Genomic DNA, 16602 nt, shown 5'->3' with positions numbered 1-16602 from the left:
CTCACCAGTTGCGGAACCGGGCCGGCGGCGCATAGAGCCCGCCCGACCAGTGCACGAGATCCTTGATCGAACGCGCGGCGAGCCAGCGGCGGTCGGCGTCGAGCGGATCGATGCCGAGATCCTCCGGGCGGCGGATCACGCCGCGCTCGCGCAGCCGCTCGACCAGCTTCCGGTCGCGGCCGCGGCCGACGTCCGTGTAGCCGGCGACGCCGCGGATCGCATGCTCGCGTTCGTCCTTGTCGCGGCACATCAGCAGGTTCGCGATCCCTTCCTCGGTGACGATGTGCGTGACGTCGTCGCCGTAGACCATGATCGGCGCGAGGTCGAGCTGCAGCTTGTCGGCGAGCTTCAGCGCGTCGAGCTTCTCGACGAACATCGGCACGTTCTTGTCGCCGAACGTCTCGCCGATCTGCACGACCAGCTTGCGGCCGCGCCGCAGCGCCGCCGGCGTGTCCGGGTCGGCTTCCGCGCCGGCCTTCAGCCACGGCTCGCTCGGATGGCGCCGGCCGCGCGCGTCGCTGCCCATGTTCGGCGCGCCGCCGAAGCCGGCGATCCGCTCGGCCGTGACCGTCGACGAATGGCCGGACAGGTCGATCTGCAGCGTCGAGCCGATGAACATGTCGCACGCATAGAGGCCGGCCGTCTGGCAGAACGCGCGGTTCGAGCGCAGCGACCCGTCGGGGCCCGTGAACCACACGTCGGAGCGCGCACGGATGTAGTCGTCCATCCCGACCTCGGAGCCGAAGCAGTGGATCTGCTCGACCCAGCCCGATTCGATCGCGGGGATCAGCGTCGGATGCGGATTGAGCGCCCAGTGCGTGCAGACCTTGCCCTTCAGCCCGAGCTTCGCGCCGTAGGTGGGCAGCAGCAGCTCGATCGCGGCCGTGTTGAAGCCGATCCCGTGGTTCAGGCGCTTGATCCCGTACGGTTCGTAGAGGCCCTTGATCGCGAGCATCGCGGTCAGGATCTGCGTCTCGGTGATCGCGGCCGGGTCGCGCGTGAACAGCGGCTCGACGTAGAACGGCCGGCCGGCCTCGACGACGAAATGCACGCGGTCGCCCGGGATGTCGACGCGCGGCACCTTGTCGACGATGCGGTCGACCTGCGCGATCACGATGCCGTCCTTGAACGCGGTCGCCTCGACGACGGTCGGCGTGTCCTCGGTATTCGGGCCGGTGTACAGGTTGCCGTCGGCGTCGGCGCTCACGGCCGCGATCAGCGCAACCTGCGGCGTGAGATCGATGAAGTAGCGGGCGAACAGTTCGAGATAGGTATGCACCGCGCCGAGCGCGATCTTGCCGCCGAACAGCAGCTTCGCGATGCGCTGCGATTGCGGGCCCGAATACGCGAAGTCGAGCCGCTTCGCGATGCCGCGCTCGAACACGTCGAGATGCTCGGGCAGCACGACGCCCGACTGCACCATGTGCAGGTCGTGGATCTTCGCGCTGTCGACGTCGGCGAGCGCGACGGCGAGCAAGTCGGCCTGCTTCTGGTTGTCGCCTTCGAGGCATACGCGGTCGCCCGGCCGCAGCACCGCTTCGAGCAACGCGACGGTGTCGCGCGCGTCGACCCGCTTGCCCCGCGCGTAAGCCGCGCCGGCCGCGAGCCGGGCATCGCGCGCTTGCCGCGCGTGATTCCATCCGGTCATGAACAGTTCTCCGCTTCGAGGGTTCAGCGGCATTCTAAGCCTGGCGCCGCTGTCGATTGATGATGTTGCCGAATGCGACTCAGAGGACGCCGCGATGGATGCGGCGCGCGCACGGGCCACTCGCATGGCCTCACGCGCCGACCAGCGCGCGCGTCGTGAAGAACAGAACCGACGGCCCGAGCAGGCAGCCGACGCCGGTATGGAACGTCGCGACCAGCGCACCGTACGGGACGAGCCGGCGATCGGTCGCGGCAAGGCCCGCGCTCACGCCGCTGACGGTGCCGGCCAACCCGCCGAAGATCATCGCGGAACGCGGCGTCTTCAGCCCCATGAAATTGGCCGCGACCGGCGTGCCGACCATCACGATGATCGCCTTCACGAGACCCGTCGCGATGCTGAGCGCGATCACGTCGGAGCTCGCGCCGATCGCCGCGCCCGTGACGGGCCCGACGATGTAGGTAACGGCGCCCGCGCCGATCGTCGTCATGCTGACCGCATCGGTATAGCCGAACGCACGCGCGACGCACGCGCCGACGATGAACGGCAGCACGGTGCCGAGCAGCAGCGACACGACGCCGACGAGCCCGGCCTTGCGCGCCTCGGTCGGCTGCACTTCGAACGCGGTCGCGACGATCGCGAAATCGCGCAGCATCGCGCCGCCCATCAGGCCGATGCCGGCGAACAGCTTGACGTCGGCCAGCCCCTTCTCGCCTCCGGTGAATGCGCCGCCGACGTAGGCGAGCACGAGGCCGATCACGATCGCGATCGCCGAGCCGTGCACGCGGCCGAACGTGAGCTTGCGCGACGCGATCGACGACAGCCACATGATCAGGCCGACCAGCGCGAACGACGCGACGAGCCCGTTGTGGGCGACGGTTTTTTCGAGCATCTGCAGCATGGCGGCCTCCGTTACCGTTCTTCGAATTGCGGCACGCCCGCGAAGGCCGTGTCGTCGCGGCCCGTGCGCGCGAGCACCGCGATGCAGCATGCGCAGATCGCGACCGCGCCGACGGCGGCCAGCAGCGCGACCGGCCCGCCCTTGAGCGCGGCGACGACGTTCTGGTTCGCGGCCATCGCGACGACGACCGGGATGTACATCGCCCCCCAGAAGCCGACGCCCGCCTCGGTCTCCTTCGGCAGCCAGCCGCGCCGGTGCAGCCACAGGCGCAGGCAGATCAGCAGCAGCATCGCGATACCGACGCCGCCGACGTTGGTCTTCACGCCGATCGCGCTGCCGAGCAGGTCGCCGAGGAACAGTCCGGCCAGGTGGCAGAACGCCAGCAGCGCGGTTCCATAGATGATCATGAGTCGTCTCCAGTCTCTTCGTGACGGGCGCCTGACGCGTGCGGGAGCCAGGCCCGCACGCCGATCCCGGGCGGACTGTGTGTCTCCTGCGGCGGGGCGCCGCGGCCCGGCGGCTCGTCGTGCGAGCGCGTTCTCGGGGTCGATGGGATGATGCGGTTTCGGGCCGGACGCCGGATGGCTTAGACTGATCGATGCAGCCGGCGGCGCGACACGGGCTACGCGTCCGGTGTCCCCCGTTTCGCGGAGGCCGCACGGGCGCGTGATCCGATACTAGCGCCGCAAAATCCGGCCATTTATGAAGTTGTCGAAACCGATTCAGTGGATTTAGCAATGCGTCCGTTACCGCCCGAATTGCTGCGCAGCTTCGTCGCCGTCGCCCAGTCCGGCAGCTTCACCGCCGCGTCCGAGCGCGTGAACCTGTCGCAATCGACCGTCAGCCAGCATATCCGCCGCCTCGAGGAGCTGCTCGACCGGCCGCTGTTCGAGCGCGACACGCGCAACGTGCACCTGTCGCAGCACGGCGACGCGCTGTTCCGCTACGCGGTGCGGATTCTCGAACTGATGGACGAGGCCGTCACGTCGGTATGCGGGCCGCCGCTGTCGGGCAAGGTGCGGCTCGCGATGTCGGAGGATTTCGCGTCGGCGCACCTGACGGCCGCGCTTGCGAGCTTCGTGCAGCGCAACCCGGACGTCGAGCTCGCGATCTCGACCGGGCTGTCCGGCGACCTGTTCGACGCGCTCGACGAAGGCCGGCACGATCTCGTGTTCGCGAAGCGCATCGCCGGCAGCCGGCGCGGCCGCGTGATCCGCAGCGAACCGCTGTACTGGTGCACCGGCCCCGATTCGCGGATCACCGGCCACGAGGCCGTGCTGCCGCTCGCGATGCATCCGGAGCCGAGCGTGTCGCGCCGGCGCGTGCTCGAATCGCTCGAAGCCGTCGGGCGGCCGTACCGGATCGCCGTCGTGAGCAGCAGCATCGCGGTGTTGCGGGCGGCCGCGAGCGCGGGGCTCGGCGTCAGCGCGTTCGCCGGCTACGTGATCCCGGCCGGGCTCGCGCGGCTCGACGCGGGGCTGCCGGAGCTCGGCGAACTCGAATACGTGATCGACCGCCCGGCGGCCGCGTCGCGCTCGACGCTCGCGCTGGAAGCCACGCTGATCGCGGCGGCGGCCGAGTTGTAGCGGCACCGCACGGGGCGCGGTCGCGCCCGCACCTGACAGCGTTGCCCGGAACGCGTCATCGTCCGCGCAGCACGCGCTCGCGACAATGGGACCCAACGGAATGCACCGCACATCGCCGCGCGCATCCGCTACCCCGTCCCCTTGATCGGAGCCCGCCATGAACAACGCCCTGCGATTCGCCGTCGCGACCGCCGCAGCCGCCTTGCTGTCCCCCGCCTTTGCCCAGACCGACGCGTCGCCCCCCGCGCAACAGGGCCTGACGCGCGCGGAAGTCATCGAGCAGCTCAAGCAGGCCTATCTCGACGGCGAACTGCCGACCAACGACGGCAACTATCCGCCGAACGCCGCGACGCGCGCACGCAACCGCGAACTCGTGCAGGCCGTGAGCCCCGCGTGGCTGGCCCACGTGCCGCCGGCCAGCCAGACGACGTCGCAGCAATAACCGCCGCCGCGCGTGCACGACCGGACCAGGATCAAGGCAGGAAGCTGCGGCGCCGCGCGTCGATCAGCTCGACGAGCAGCCGGTCGCGCTCGGCCGCCAGCGCCTGCATCGAGCGCTCGCCCTGGATCGCGCGCAGTTCGTCGGTCAGCTTGCGATCGACCTCCGGATCGAACGACGGCGTGCCGAGGTCGTCCCACCAGCTCGCGATCGGCCCCGACAGGTGTTCGAGGAAGTGCGCGATCCCGCCCGCGCCGCCGCCGAGGTGATAGGTCAGGCACTGCCCCATCAGCCCCCAGCGCAGGCCGGGGCCCCACGCGACGGCCTTGTCCGCGTCGGCGACGCTCACGACGCCTTCGCCGACGAGGTGATACACCTCGCGGAACAGCGCGGCCGCGAGCCGGTTCGCGACGTGGCCGGTCATCTCCTTGTTCAGCACGATCGTCTGCTTGCCGAGCGCATCGTAGAACTGCTTCACGCGCGCGATCACGTCGGGGTCCGTCGCATCGCCGCCGACCAGCTCGACGAGCGGGATCAGGTGCGGCGGATTGAACGGATGCGCGATCAGGCAGCGCTCCGGATGCTTCGCGCACGCGGTCTGGATCTCGGACATCTTCAGGCCCGACGAACTCGACGCGATCGGCACGTGCGCAGGCAGCACGTCGTCCATCTGGCGATAGAGCGCGCGCTTCAGGTCGAGTCGCTCGGGGCCGTTCTCCTGCACGAAGTCGACGCCGTCGAGCGCGCGCACGAGATCGGTGTCGAACGACAGCCGCGCGGCAAGTTCGGCGGCCCGCTCGCCGAGGAAGGCGGCGAGCGCGTCGCGCAGCCGCTGGTCGGCCTGCGGCGCCGGGTCGGTCGCGACGACGTCGAAGCCCTGCGTCAGGTAGAAGGCGGCCCAGCTCGCGCCGATCACGCCGGCGCCGACGATCGCGATACGTCGAATGTCCATGGTTGTCCCGTGTGGTTGGTCTGCGGATATGCCGCGGCGATTGTCGCATCGAATCCCGTGCGCATGCGTCGACGCGGGGATTGCCCATGCCCTCTTGAAATGCGCGGCGGCGGCCACTAATTAAGCGTCGTCGGGCAGTGCCGCATCCAACGCACCGCCCCCGTTATCGACCTCGTGGAGCCCCCGTCGCGCCCGCCGCAGGCGTCGCGCGGTCACGTCTCCCGCGTTCCCTGTTCAGGAGGACCAACATGAGCGGTATCCATCACGGCTACGATCTGTTCGACGAATTCGCCCGCGTGCAGCGGCAGATGGCGAGCCTGCTCGGCGAGCGCCCGTCCGGCATCCGTGCGGGGCGCGCCGGCGCGTTTCCCGCACTCAACGTCGGCGCCACCGACGATGCGATCGAGATCGTCGCGTTCGCACCCGGCATGGCCGCGAGCGACTTCGACGTGTCGATCGACAAGGATCTGCTGACGATCAGCGGCGAGCGCAAGCCGGCGCCGCGCGAAGGCGACGACGTGCGCACGTATGCGCAGGAGCGCTTTCACGGCGCGTTCCGCCGCGTGGTCGAATTGCCGCGCGACGCGGACCCCGACCAGGTCAGCGCCCGCTACGAAAACGGCTGCCTGCTGATTCGCGTCGGCCGGCGCGAAGCATCGAAGCCGCGTGCGATCACGATTCAGTAATCTTCAGGATACCGACATGAATACGAACCCGACCCTGGCCGAACGCCACCCGAGCACCGTTCACGCTGCCGCCGCCGAAGCCGCGCGCCGGCCCGCGATCACGCCGTCCGTCGACATCGTCGAGGACGCGCGCGGCGTCACGCTGCGGGCCGACCTACCCGGCGTGCCGCGCGACAACCTCGACGTGAAGGTGCACGACAATACGCTGACGATCGAAGCCGCGACGCAATTCGACGCGCCGGCCGACCTGCGCATGCGGCACGCGGAAGTACGCGCGACGCGCTATGCACGGTCGTTCGTGCTGAGCGCCGACCTCGACACGTCGCGGATCGACGCGAACCTGCGCGACGGCGTGCTGACGCTGACGATTCCGCGCCGCGAGGAAACGCGTCCGCGCCGCATCGACGTGACGGCCGGCCATGCGTAAGCATCGGCGCGTGTGCTGACGCGACGCGCAAGAAAAATCCCCGCCCCGGCGCGATGCCGGGCGGGGATTTTTTACATCGGGCCGCGCGCGTTCGGGCACGCGAACCGCCGCTTCAATCGAAATCGAACAGATCGAACACCGACTTCTTGCGACGCCGGCCGTCGTGCCGATAACGCTCGTCGTGCGAGCGGCCGTCGCGCCCCCAGCCGTCGTCGCGGCCGCGCGGCGCGGGCGCATCGTGTTGCGCCGGCGCGGCGTCGCGGCGAACCGGCGCGTCACCGGTTTCGCGGGCGATCAGCTTGTCGAGTTCGCCGCGATCGAGCCACACGCCGCGGCAGGTCGGACAATAGTCGATCTCGATCGACTGGCGCTCGGCCATCAGCAGGTCGGGCGTCTTGCAGACAGGACATTTCATCGCGATTCTCCTTTCCGTGCGATTTCATCCGGATTCCGTATGAGGCGCGCGAGCCGGCCGCCGCGGCGGCCGGCATCCCGCGTGCCGCGTCAGTCGCGCGCCGCGTGCGCGGCCCGCTTCGCCTTCGCGCGCCGCGCGAGCATGTTCATGCCCTCGACGAACGCCGAGAAGGCCATCGCCGCATAGATGTAACCCTTCGGCACGTGCGAACCGAACCCTTCGGCGATCAGCGTCATGCCGATCACGACCAGGAACGACAGCGCGAGCATCACGATCGTCGGGTTGCGGTCGATGAAGCGTGCGAGCGGCTGCGCGGCGAACAGCATCACGGTCACGGCGACGATCACGGCGACGAACATGATCGGGACGTGCTCGGTCATGCCGATCGCGGTCACGATGCTGTCGATCGAGAACACGATGTCGAGCATCACGATCTGGCCGATCGCGGCCCACATCGTCAGGCCGGCCGCGCCGGCGGCCCCGCCCGCGCCGTCGCCGTCATGCGACACGTGGTGATGGATCTCGGTGGTCGCCTTCCACACGAGGAACAGGCCGCCCGACAGCAGGATCATGTCGCGCCACGAGAACGCATGGTCGAACAGCGTGAACACGGGTTCGGTGAGGCTCGCGATCCACGCGACGCTGCCGAGCAGCGCGAGGCGCATCACCAGCGCGAGCGCGATGCCGAGGCGCTGCGTGCGTGCGCGCTGCGCTTCGGGCAGCTTGTTGCTGAGGATCGAGATGAAGATCAGGTTGTCGATGCCGAGCACGACTTCCATCACGACGAGCGTCAGGAGCGCGGCCCAGACGGCGGGGTCGGTGGCAAGCGTCAGCAGATAGTCCATGGGATGGGCGGATACGAAAGTGGAAAACCCGATGATATGCCGCTCCGTACTTCGGAAAAATCAGAGAGAATCTGACTTCAGGTTCGTTTTTTTCGATATATCGCGCTCCGATGCTGAATTTTCGCCATCTGTACTATTTCTGGGTCGTCGTGAAGGAAGGCGGTTTCGCGCGTGCGGCCGGCCGGCTGGACATGGCCGTGCAGACGATCAGCGCGCAGGTGCGCGAGCTGGAGAAATCGCTCGGGCACCAGTTGCTGCGCCCTGCCGGGCGCGGCGTCGCGATGACCGACGCCGGGCAGGCCGCCTTCGCGCGCGCGGAAGTCATCTTCGAGATGGGCCGGCTGATTCCCGACGACGTGCGCGCGGCGGCCAGCCGGCCGACCGTGCGGCTCGCGGTCGGCCTCGCGGACGGCATCTCCAAGCTCGCCGCGCACGCGATCCTGGCCCCGGTGCTCGACACGCCCACGCTGCGGCTGCTGTGTCACGAGGGCGAGCACGACGCGCTGCTCGCGGAACTCGCGCTGCATCACCTGGATCTCGTGCTGGCCGGCCAGGGCGCGCCGTCGGGGTCGAACCTGCGCGTGACGAGCGAGCGGCTCGTGGCCTCGCCGGTCGACTGGTACGGGCCCGCGGCGCTCGTCACGCCGGCCGCCCGGCAGCGCTTTCCGCAGTGCCTGGCCGAGCTGCCCGTGCTGCTGCCGACCGCGCATTCGGCGTTGCGCGCCCGCCTCGACCTGTGGCTGGAAAACGAGCGGATCGTGCCCCGCGTGGCCGGGGAGTTCGAGGACAGCGCGCTGATGGCCGTGTTCGCGGCGCGCGGCCTCGGCGTGTTCCCGCTGAGCGAACTCGGCGCGAACGATGCGTCGCTGCTGCGCGGGCTCAGGCGGCTCGGGCAGGCGGGCGACGTGACCGAGGAGATCCACGCGATCCGCTCGCGGCGCGGCGAACATCATCCGCTGACGTCGCGATTGCTGGCCGCGGCGCGCGGCGCGCCGGCCGACTGAAGCGAGCCGCGACATCAAACGAAACTATAATGTCGCCCCGGCCATACGAGATGTGCGCGTGCGCCCATCCGGGCACCGCCCTTGCGCCACCTCTCGCCGAGCCTTCTGAAAGACGCCATGCACAACCGATTTCGCCTGTTTTCCGTTTCGTGCGCGCTCGCGGCCGCGACCGTGCTGGCGGCATGCTCGTCGCCGCCCAAGCCGATCTACCAGCAGGAACAGTTCGACGCGACCACCAGCCCGTATGCGCACACGTTCCACTCGAAATCCGACGCGGCCTGCGAGGCCGCGCGGCGCGCGCTGCTGAGCCAGGGCTACGTGGTGTCGTCGTCGCGCAACGACGCGGTCGACGGCAGCAAGAATTTCCAGCCGAGCAACGACATGCACGTCGTGATCGAGTTTCACGTCGTGTGCGCGGACGCGACCGCGGACGGCTCGTCGAGCATCGCATACGTGAACGCGGTGCAGGACCGCTATACGCTGAAGAAGTCGAATACGTCGGCCAGCGTCGGCTTGAGCGTGTTCGGCTCGCTGTCGCTGCCGATCGGGTCGAGCGACGATGCGCTCGTGAAGACCGCGAGCGAGACGATTCCCGCCGGCGTGTTCTATGAACGCTTCTTCACGCTCGTCGACCATTTCCTGAAGATCGACCCGGCGCGGCGCGACCGCGCGACCGTGAAGGCCGCCGAGAAGGAGCCCGTCGCGCCGCTGCCCGAACCCGCGCCGACGCCGCAGGGTGAACCGATGAAGATGACGACGCCGGTCGTGCCGACGCCGCCCGCGGCGCCCGTGCCGCTTTCGGTGCCGGGTGTCACGCCGGGGGCGGGCGCGAATGCCGTGCCGGCCGCGGCATCGGCCGTCGCGGCGCCCGCCGCGATGCGCGCTGCCGCGCCGGCGGCGGCGTCCGGGCCGGTGCCGGCCTCGGCTGCCGGCCCGGCGCCTGCATCGGCGCCTGCTCCCGCTTCGGCTGCCGCGCCGGCTTCGGCGCCGAAGCCGGGTTCCGGCCCGGCAACCGCGCCGGCACCTTCGCCGACCTCCGGTTCGACGGCCGCGCCGGTCTCCGCGCCCGCGTCTGCCCTCGCGCCCGCATCTGCCTCGGCTCCGGCGGCAGCGCCGGCCACCGCGACGCCGTCATCGGCCGCTCCCGCGTCTTCATCGGCAGCATCCGCGCCCGCATCGGCATCGGCGCCGTCGAGCGCATCGCCTGCACCGGCTACCGACAACCCCGTCGCATCGTCCGCGCCGTCCGGCGCGAGCGCCCCCACCGCGAACTGATCGCGCTCCCGTATCGTCGCGCCCGGCCGCATGCGGCGCAGCGCGACGGCACGCCCGCCTTGCGCACCGTTCCTGAAGTCGTTTCTGCCTATCCGGCCGTCCGCCGTACGGGGTTGACGGAAAGGCAACGTCGACGCGTCACGGCGAGCCACGTATGCCCCAGGCTCGCAGTCACCCCGCGAAAATCGCAAAACAATCCGTCGTCTCGCGACTGCGCGGCTCGCTGGCGCCCCGCCTACCGCAACGTCGCGCGCAGCGTCTGCAGATCCTCGACGGTGGCGGTCACGCCGCCGCAGACGATCACCGCGATGTCGGACGCCGACGCGAGCACCGGCACCGGCTGCTCGAGCACGGCCAGCGCAGCGCCGCACGCCGGCTCGACGACGATCCTGTGCTCATCGAGAAACCGCAGCGACGCAGCCACCGCGTCGGCATCGGACACGACGACCGGATGGATCGCGTGACGCGTCGCCCATTCGACCGCCGCGTCGCACGGCCGCTTCGCGCCGAGCGTCGTCGCGATGCTCGCGATCGCCGGCAATTCGACCGGGCGCCCCTGCGCGACCGAGCGTGCATAGCAGTCGGCGCCTGCCGTTTCGGCCGCGACGACCGGCACGTCGTGCCAGCCGTTGCGCGCCAGCCCTTCGAGCACGCCGCACAGCAGGCCGCCGCCGCCGACCGCGAGCACGACCGCGTCGGGCTTCGGGCCGACCGCCGCCATCTCGTCGATCATCGTCGCGTGGCCCTGCCACAGCACGCGGTCGTCGAACGGATGCACGAATGCATCGTGCCCGTCGAGCGTCGACTGCGCGAACGCGTTCGCCTCGGCCCAGCTCGCGCCGTGCACGACGAGTTCCGCGCCTTCGACGCGGATCAGTTCGCGCGCCCGGGCCGATGCGCTTTCCGGCACGACGACGCGCACCGGCACGCCGAGTTCGCGGCCGCAATACGCGACCGCGATGCCCGCGTTGCCGCCCGACGACGACACGAACCGCCGCGCCCCGGCCGCATGGCGCGCCTCGCACACGGCGCCGATGCCGCGCAGCTTGAACGAGCCCGACGGCTGCAACGCGTCGAGCTTCAGCCGGATGGTCCTGCCGAGCCGGCGGGACGCGATTTGCGAGCGGATGTAAGGCGTCGGGATATGAAGCGGCATGGGACGGAACGCAAGGAGGAACGGAGGAAACCCGCACGGCTCGCGCGCGAGCAAGCGGGTGCGGCAATGACGGTCATCGTACGGCAGGCGCGCCATGCTTTCCAATACCATCGAATGGCATTTGCTATGCTTGCCAGGCATATCAACGAACCCGACCGGACACCGCATGCGCCAGATCGAACTGCGTCACCTGCGCTACTTCGTCGCCGTCGCCCAGGCCGGCAGCGTGATGGCCGGCGCCCGCGCGGTGGGCATCGTGCAGCCCGCGCTGTCGCGGCAGATCCGCGAGCTCGAGGATGCGATCGGCACGCCGCTGCTGGTCCGTCGCGCGACGGGCGTCACGCTCACGGCGGCCGGCACGAGCTTCCTGCACGATGCGACCGGCCTGCTCGCGAGGCTGCAGGACAGCCGCGAGCGCGCGTTGCGCAGCGCGGACGGCCAGCTCGGCGAACTGCGGCTCGGCGCGCTGCCGAACTGTCTGCCGCTGCCGATCGTCGCGAACGTCCTCAAGGCGTTTCGCGATGCGTGCCCGGATGTGAAACTGTCGATCGCGCCGATGCTGTCGGCCGAACAGGCGAGCGCGCTGACGCGCGGCCAGCTCGACGCGGGGATCATGGCGTGGCGTCGCGAGGAAGCGCCTCACCTGACGGGCGTGCGGCTGCTGAGCGACCGCTTCGTGCTCGCGATGCCCGCGCCGCCGGGCGGCCGCTTCATCGCACCGCGCGCGCTGGCCGACGTCGCGGACGAACCGTTCGTCTGGTTCGATGCGCAGCGTTCCGCCGCGCACCACCGCTTCCTGATGACGCAGTGCCAGCAGGCCGGCTTCACGCCGCGCATCGCGCAGGTCGGCAGCGACATCCCGACGCTGATCGGCCTCGTCGCGGCCGGCATGGGCTGCGCGTTCGTGCCGGAAAGCGCGTCGCCGACCTGCCCGCGCACGGTCCGGCTCGTCGCGCTCGACGAACTCGCGAGCCGCTTCGACATCGAGTTCGTGTTCGACGGCGCGGCGGCGGCCCCGTCGCCCGTCGTCGCGCGGTTTCTCGCGGCGGTCCGCGACGCGGCCGGCGAATCGGCCTGAGCGCATGCCGGATGCATCGGCGCGCGCTCGGGCGATGCGACTTGCGGCACCGGCCGACGGGCCGACGGACGGAATCCGACTTCCGTCATCACGTCGCTTTTGATGCTGTAACACGGTGAACGACACAGCCGCATCATCGAAAAATCTTTCAGAACGCCGACGGACGACGCGACGACACCGCAATTCTCAAATTGACACCAAAAACGGTCGTTTAACGCCGATTCGAATCGTCATGGCCCGAAATATACTGCGCGCGCATCCAACCCTCGTGCCAAAGAGAGGATGCGTTTCCGCCCCGGCCATGGACCCCCTGTGGTCGGGGCTTTTTTGCTGCCGACGCTGGCAGTTCGACGCTTTCCAGCCCTTGTGCGATGCCGGTCCCGTCGAAGCACCATCCGAGGGCCACGACGCGGACGTCTCCCCCGCGCTGCATTGTTGACATCAAATCAAGATAATTTCGTCCGAATGCGGCTTTTTCCGCAAAAGTAATGCAGGCACACTTCGGCTGTCCTCAATGGCTTCGTGCCGTTGTCCCACGATCACAGGAGTCCACCGCGTGAACCCCACGACTTCCTCTCCTTCCCGCCCCGGCGGCAGCGCCGCGCTGCCGCTGCTGGCGCTCGCCGCCGGCGCGTTCGGCATCGGCACGACCGAATTCTCGCCGATGGGCCTGCTGCCCGTGATCGCCGAAGGCGTGCACGTGTCGATTCCGCAAGCCGGCATGCTGATCAGCGCGTATGCGATCGGCGTGATGGTCGGCGCGCCGCTGATGACGCTGCTGCTCGCGCGCTGGTCGCGCCGTTCCGCACTGATCGCGCTGATGTCGATCTTCACGATCGGCAACCTGCTGTCGGCCGTCGCGCCGGACTACACGACGCTGCTGCTCGCACGTCTCGTGACGAGCCTCAACCACGGTGCGTTCTTCGGGCTCGGCTCGGTGGTCGCGGCAAGCCTCGTGCCGCGCGAAAAGCAGGCCAGCGCGGTCGCGACGATGTTCATGGGCCTGACGATCGCGAACGTCGGCGGCGTGCCGGCCGCGACCTGGCTCGGCCAGATCATCGGCTGGCGCATGTCGTTCGCGGCGACCGCGGGCCTCGGCCTGATCGCGATCGCCGGCCTGTTCGCCGCGCTGCCGAAAGGTGAAGCCGGCAAGATGCCCGACCTGCGTGCCGAACTCTCCGTGCTCACGCGCCCGGTCGTGCTCGGCGCGCTCGGGACGACCGTGCTCGGCGCCGGCGCGATGTTCACGCTCTATACGTACGTCGCACCGACGCTCGAACACCTGACGGGCGCGACGCCCGGCTTCGTGACCGCGATGCTCGTGCTGATCGGCGTCGGTTTCTCGATCGGCAACATCGCGGGCGGGCGCCTCGCCGACCGCTCGCTCGACGGCACGCTGATCGGCTTCCTGTTGCTGCTGATCGCGACGATGGCCGCGTTCCCACTGCTTGCGGCCACGCATGCGGGCGCCGCCGTCACGCTGCTGGTCTGGGGGATCGCGACGTTCGCGGTCGTGCCGCCGCTGCAGATGCGCGTGATGCGCGCGGCCCATGAAGCGCCGGGCCTCGCATCGGCGGTGAACATCGGCGCGTTCAATCTCGGCAATGCGCTGGGCGCCGCCGCGGGCGGCGCGGCGATCTCGGCCGGATTCGGCTACGCGGCGGTGCCGCTCGTCGGCGCGCTGATCGCGGCCGCCGGCCTCGTGCTCGTCATGCTGCAGGTCACGCAGCGCCGCCGCTCGCCGGCCGCCGCGAATTCGTAAGCGCGGGCACGCCCGGGCCATCCGGAACCTTCCGCATGCATGCTCACGGCCGCGCCATGCGGCCGTTTTCATTTTCGGCGTGCGATCGGTTCGACGGCCCGGTCAGCGCCGAGCGCCAAACCCGCCAAAAAACGCGCGTGCGTTCGCGTCGAGACTCTCGAGGTGATAGCCGCCCTCCTGCACGATCACCGTCGGCAACCCGAGCGCGCCGATCGCGCCGCCGAGCCGCCCGAACCCGTCGGTCGTGACCGCGACCTGCGATTGCGGATCGTCCTTGTAGATGTCGAAGCCGAGCGCGAGCACGAGCGCATCGGGCTGGAACCGCGCGAGCGCGCGCAGCGCGTCGTCGAGCCGCTCGAAGAACGCCGACTCCGGCGCGCCGTGCGGCATCGGCAGGTTGAGGTTGAAGCCGTCGCCGGCCCCCGTTCCCGTCTCGTCCTCGTAACCCGCGACGACCGGGTAGAAGTTGGTCGGGTCGCCGTGGATCGACACGTACAGCGCATCGTCGCGGCCGTAGAAGATCTCCTGCACGCCCTGCCCGTGATGCATGTCGGTATCGAGGATCGCGACGCGCCGATGGCGGCCGAGCAGCGCCTGCGCGGCGATCGCCGCATTGTTCAGGTAGCAGAAGCCGCCGGCCGCGTCGCGGCGCGCATGATGGCCGGGCGGCCGGCACAGCGCGTACGCTTCGCGCGCGCCGTCGTTGACGTCGGCCGCGGCCGCCAGTGCGCCCTGCGCGGACCAGTACGCCGCGCGCCATGTGTTCGCGCCCACCGGGCAACTGCCGTCGGCCAGATAGCGCGCGGCTTTCGCGAGCACGCCGCGCAACGGATTCGGATCGCGCACGAACACGTTCGACATCACTTCGTCGCCCCAGTCGTCGGGCATCTGCTTCCAGTCGCGGTGCGCGTCCTCGAGAAAGCGCAGGTAGTTCATGTCGTGCACGGCCGCGATCGGTGCGGTGCCGCGGTCGGCCGGCTCGCGCACGTCGAAGTCGAGCGACCGGACGGCCGCGACGAGCCGCGCCGCGCGTTCGGGCACTTCCTGCGGCTCGCGCATCCGGCCGCGCGACAGGTAGCTGCGCGGGTGGTGCAGCAGTTGTTCGGGATGGAAATAGGTTTTCATCGTAATCCTCATCGATTCGCCGTTTCAGGCATCGTGCGTGGCCGCCGCCGCGTCGACGCGCGCCGCGATTCCCGCGCGCGCCAGCACCGCATGGAGCAGCACGTTCGTGCCGCGTGTCACGTCGTCGGGCAATGCATCCTCGGCTTCGTTGTGCGACAGCCCGTCGACGCACGGGATGAACACCATCGCGGTCGGGAAGCGGCGCGCGAGCAGGATTGCATCGTGGCCGGCGCCGCTCACGATCCGCTCGTGCGTGTAGCCGAACGCGGCAGCGGCCTGCGCGACCAGCCCGACGCACTCGCGGTCGAACGGCGTCGCCGGGCTGCGCCAGCAGGTCTCGACCGACACCTGCACGCCACGCGCGGCGGCCACGCGAGCGCAGGCGTCGCGCAGGTCGCGCTCCATCGCATCGACTTCCGCATCGTCGTGATGACGCAGGTCGACCGTGAACGTCAGGTCGCCGGCAATCGTGTTGCGCGACGCGTGGCGGATGCCGACCTGCCCGATCGTCGCGAGCCCGCGCGGCGCGTAACCGGCGACGATCCGCTCGAGTTCGAGCGCGATTTGCGCGCTCGCGAAATACGCATCCTTGCGATACGGCATCGGCGTCGTGCCCGCGTGCGCGGCCACGCCCGTCACCGTCACGTCGAGCCAGCGGATCGCCTGCCCGCCCGTGACGATGCCGATCGTCGTGCCGTTCGCTTCGAGCACGGGGCCCTGTTCGATGTGCGCCTCGAAATATGCATCGACCGCCCCGCCCGTGGCGCGCGTGCCGCGGTAGCCGCACGCGTCGAGCGCCGCGCCGAGCGTGACGCCGTCGGCGTCCTGCTTCGCGAGCGCATCGTCGAGCGGCAACGCGCCCGTGAACACGGCCGAGCCGAGCATCGCCGGCGCGAAGCGCGCGCCTTCCTCGTTGGTCCAGGACACGATCTCGAGCGGCTTGTCGGTCGCGATGCCCGCGTCGTTCAGCGTGCGCACGAGTTCGAGCGCGGCGAGCACGCCGTACACGCCGTCGAAGCGACCGCCCTCGGGCTGCGTGTCGAGATGGCTGCCGATCAGCACCGGCGCGGCGTGCGCATCGGCGCCGTCGCGCCGCGCGAACAGGTTGCCGACGGCATCGACGCTCACCGTCAGCCCCGCATCGCGGCACCATTGCGCGAACAGGTCGCGCCCGCGGCGGTCGTCATCCGTGAGCGCGAGGCGCCGTACGCCGCCGCGCGGCGTCGCGCCGACGCTCGCCATGTCGGCCAGGCTCCGCCACAGGCGGGCGCCGTCGATTTCCAGCAGGTCATCCATAAGAATTCCG

At 70.0% G+C, this 16602-nt stretch carries 17 protein-coding genes; 8 read left to right on the top strand and 9 right to left on the bottom strand.

Annotation, left to right across the window (positions count from 1 at the left end):
* Position 1 precedes the first annotated feature (1 nt).
* The 3 genes from mdcA to madL form a co-directional block, all read right to left on the bottom strand.
* The gene (gene mdcA, locus WS64_RS04520; RefSeq protein WP_060966886.1) at positions 2-1648 is read right to left on the bottom strand and encodes a malonate decarboxylase subunit alpha; all 1647 of its coding nucleotides are present in this window, start codon (positions 1646-1648) and stop codon (positions 2-4) included.
* A 130-nt stretch (positions 1649-1778) separates the two neighbouring features.
* Entirely contained in the window at positions 1779-2546 is a 768-nt protein-coding gene (gene madM, locus WS64_RS04515; protein WP_006476364.1) for a malonate transporter subunit MadM, read from the bottom strand.
* Between the two features lie 11 nt (positions 2547-2557).
* Complete coding sequence (gene madL / locus WS64_RS04510; RefSeq protein ID WP_059573893.1) at positions 2558-2953, bottom strand: malonate transporter subunit MadL; 396 nt, start codon at positions 2951-2953, stop codon at positions 2558-2560.
* Between the two features lie 330 nt (positions 2954-3283).
* Between madL and WS64_RS04505 the strand changes: the two genes are divergently transcribed.
* Together WS64_RS04505 and WS64_RS04500 are read left to right on the top strand one after the other, a co-directional pair.
* Positions 3284-4132, top strand: a complete 849-nt coding sequence (locus WS64_RS04505) for a LysR substrate-binding domain-containing protein (RefSeq protein ID WP_059573894.1) — start codon at positions 3284-3286, stop codon at positions 4130-4132.
* Between the two features lie 157 nt (positions 4133-4289).
* Positions 4290-4574 (top strand): DUF4148 domain-containing protein, encoded by a 285-nt coding sequence (locus WS64_RS04500; protein WP_060965822.1) that lies wholly within the window; start codon positions 4290-4292, stop codon positions 4572-4574.
* Positions 4575-4605: 31 nt separating this feature from the next.
* Here the strand turns inward: WS64_RS04500 and WS64_RS04495 are convergent, their stop codons facing one another.
* On the bottom strand, positions 4606-5523 hold the full coding sequence (locus tag WS64_RS04495) for a 3-hydroxyacyl-CoA dehydrogenase NAD-binding domain-containing protein (RefSeq protein ID WP_060965821.1): 918 nt from the start codon (positions 5521-5523) through the stop codon (positions 4606-4608).
* 248 nt (positions 5524-5771) lie between these two features.
* Here WS64_RS04495 and WS64_RS04490 point away from each other — a divergent pair, with 248 nt between their 5' ends.
* Both WS64_RS04490 and WS64_RS04485 read left to right on the top strand, forming a co-directional pair.
* The gene (locus WS64_RS04490) at positions 5772-6209 is read left to right on the top strand and encodes an Hsp20/alpha crystallin family protein (protein ID WP_060965820.1); all 438 of its coding nucleotides are present in this window, start codon (positions 5772-5774) and stop codon (positions 6207-6209) included.
* 16 nt (positions 6210-6225) lie between these two features.
* On the top strand, positions 6226-6636 hold the full coding sequence (locus WS64_RS04485; protein ID WP_059644168.1) for an Hsp20/alpha crystallin family protein: 411 nt from the start codon (positions 6226-6228) through the stop codon (positions 6634-6636).
* Between the two features lie 112 nt (positions 6637-6748).
* On the opposite strand, the gene WS64_RS04480 is transcribed toward WS64_RS04485, so the two are convergent.
* Both WS64_RS04480 and WS64_RS04475 read right to left on the bottom strand, forming a co-directional pair.
* Positions 6749-7051, bottom strand: coding sequence for a TFIIB-type zinc ribbon-containing protein (locus tag WS64_RS04480; protein ID WP_060965819.1), 303 nt, complete (start codon positions 7049-7051; stop codon positions 6749-6751).
* Between the two features lie 89 nt (positions 7052-7140).
* Positions 7141-7896, bottom strand: a complete 756-nt coding sequence (locus tag WS64_RS04475) for a TerC family protein (protein WP_059573900.1) — start codon at positions 7894-7896, stop codon at positions 7141-7143.
* 110 nt (positions 7897-8006) lie between these two features.
* Here WS64_RS04475 and WS64_RS04470 point away from each other — a divergent pair, with 110 nt between their 5' ends.
* Positions 8007-8900, top strand: coding sequence for a LysR family transcriptional regulator (locus WS64_RS04470; RefSeq protein WP_059644163.1), 894 nt, complete (start codon positions 8007-8009; stop codon positions 8898-8900).
* Between the two features lie 117 nt (positions 8901-9017).
* A complete protein-coding gene (locus WS64_RS04465) occupies positions 9018-10175 on the top strand; it encodes a DUF2242 domain-containing protein (protein ID WP_060965818.1) in 1158 nt (385 codons plus the stop codon).
* Between the two features lie 235 nt (positions 10176-10410).
* Here WS64_RS04465 and WS64_RS04460 read toward each other — a convergent pair whose 3' ends face one another.
* A complete protein-coding gene (locus WS64_RS04460) occupies positions 10411-11331 on the bottom strand; it encodes a pyridoxal-phosphate dependent enzyme (protein WP_059573903.1) in 921 nt (306 codons plus the stop codon).
* A gap of 166 nt (positions 11332-11497) precedes the next feature.
* On the opposite strand from WS64_RS04460, the gene WS64_RS04455 reads away from it, so the two are divergent.
* Together WS64_RS04455 and WS64_RS04450 are read left to right on the top strand one after the other, a co-directional pair.
* Positions 11498-12409, top strand: a complete 912-nt coding sequence (locus WS64_RS04455) for a LysR family transcriptional regulator (protein WP_060965817.1) — start codon at positions 11498-11500, stop codon at positions 12407-12409.
* A gap of 556 nt (positions 12410-12965) precedes the next feature.
* Positions 12966-14171, top strand: a complete 1206-nt coding sequence (locus WS64_RS04450; RefSeq protein ID WP_155720387.1) for an MFS transporter — start codon at positions 12966-12968, stop codon at positions 14169-14171.
* 102 nt (positions 14172-14273) lie between these two features.
* Here the strand turns inward: WS64_RS04450 and WS64_RS04445 are convergent, their stop codons facing one another.
* Both WS64_RS04445 and WS64_RS04440 read right to left on the bottom strand, forming a co-directional pair.
* Positions 14274-15296 carry a histone deacetylase family protein gene (locus WS64_RS04445; RefSeq protein ID WP_060965815.1) on the bottom strand — a complete coding sequence of 341 codons (1023 nt, stop codon included), beginning with the start codon at positions 15294-15296 and terminating at the stop codon, positions 14274-14276.
* A gap of 24 nt (positions 15297-15320) precedes the next feature.
* Positions 15321-16592, bottom strand: coding sequence for a Zn-dependent hydrolase (locus WS64_RS04440; RefSeq protein WP_060965814.1), 1272 nt, complete (start codon positions 16590-16592; stop codon positions 15321-15323).
* Positions 16593-16602: the final 10 nt, after the last annotated feature.

Source organism: Burkholderia anthina (assembly GCF_001547525.1).
GTDB lineage: Bacteria > Pseudomonadota > Gammaproteobacteria > Burkholderiales > Burkholderiaceae > Burkholderia > Burkholderia semiarida.
Note: the sequence above shows the minus strand (reverse complement) of the source record. Positions and strands in the feature narration are given on the sequence as shown.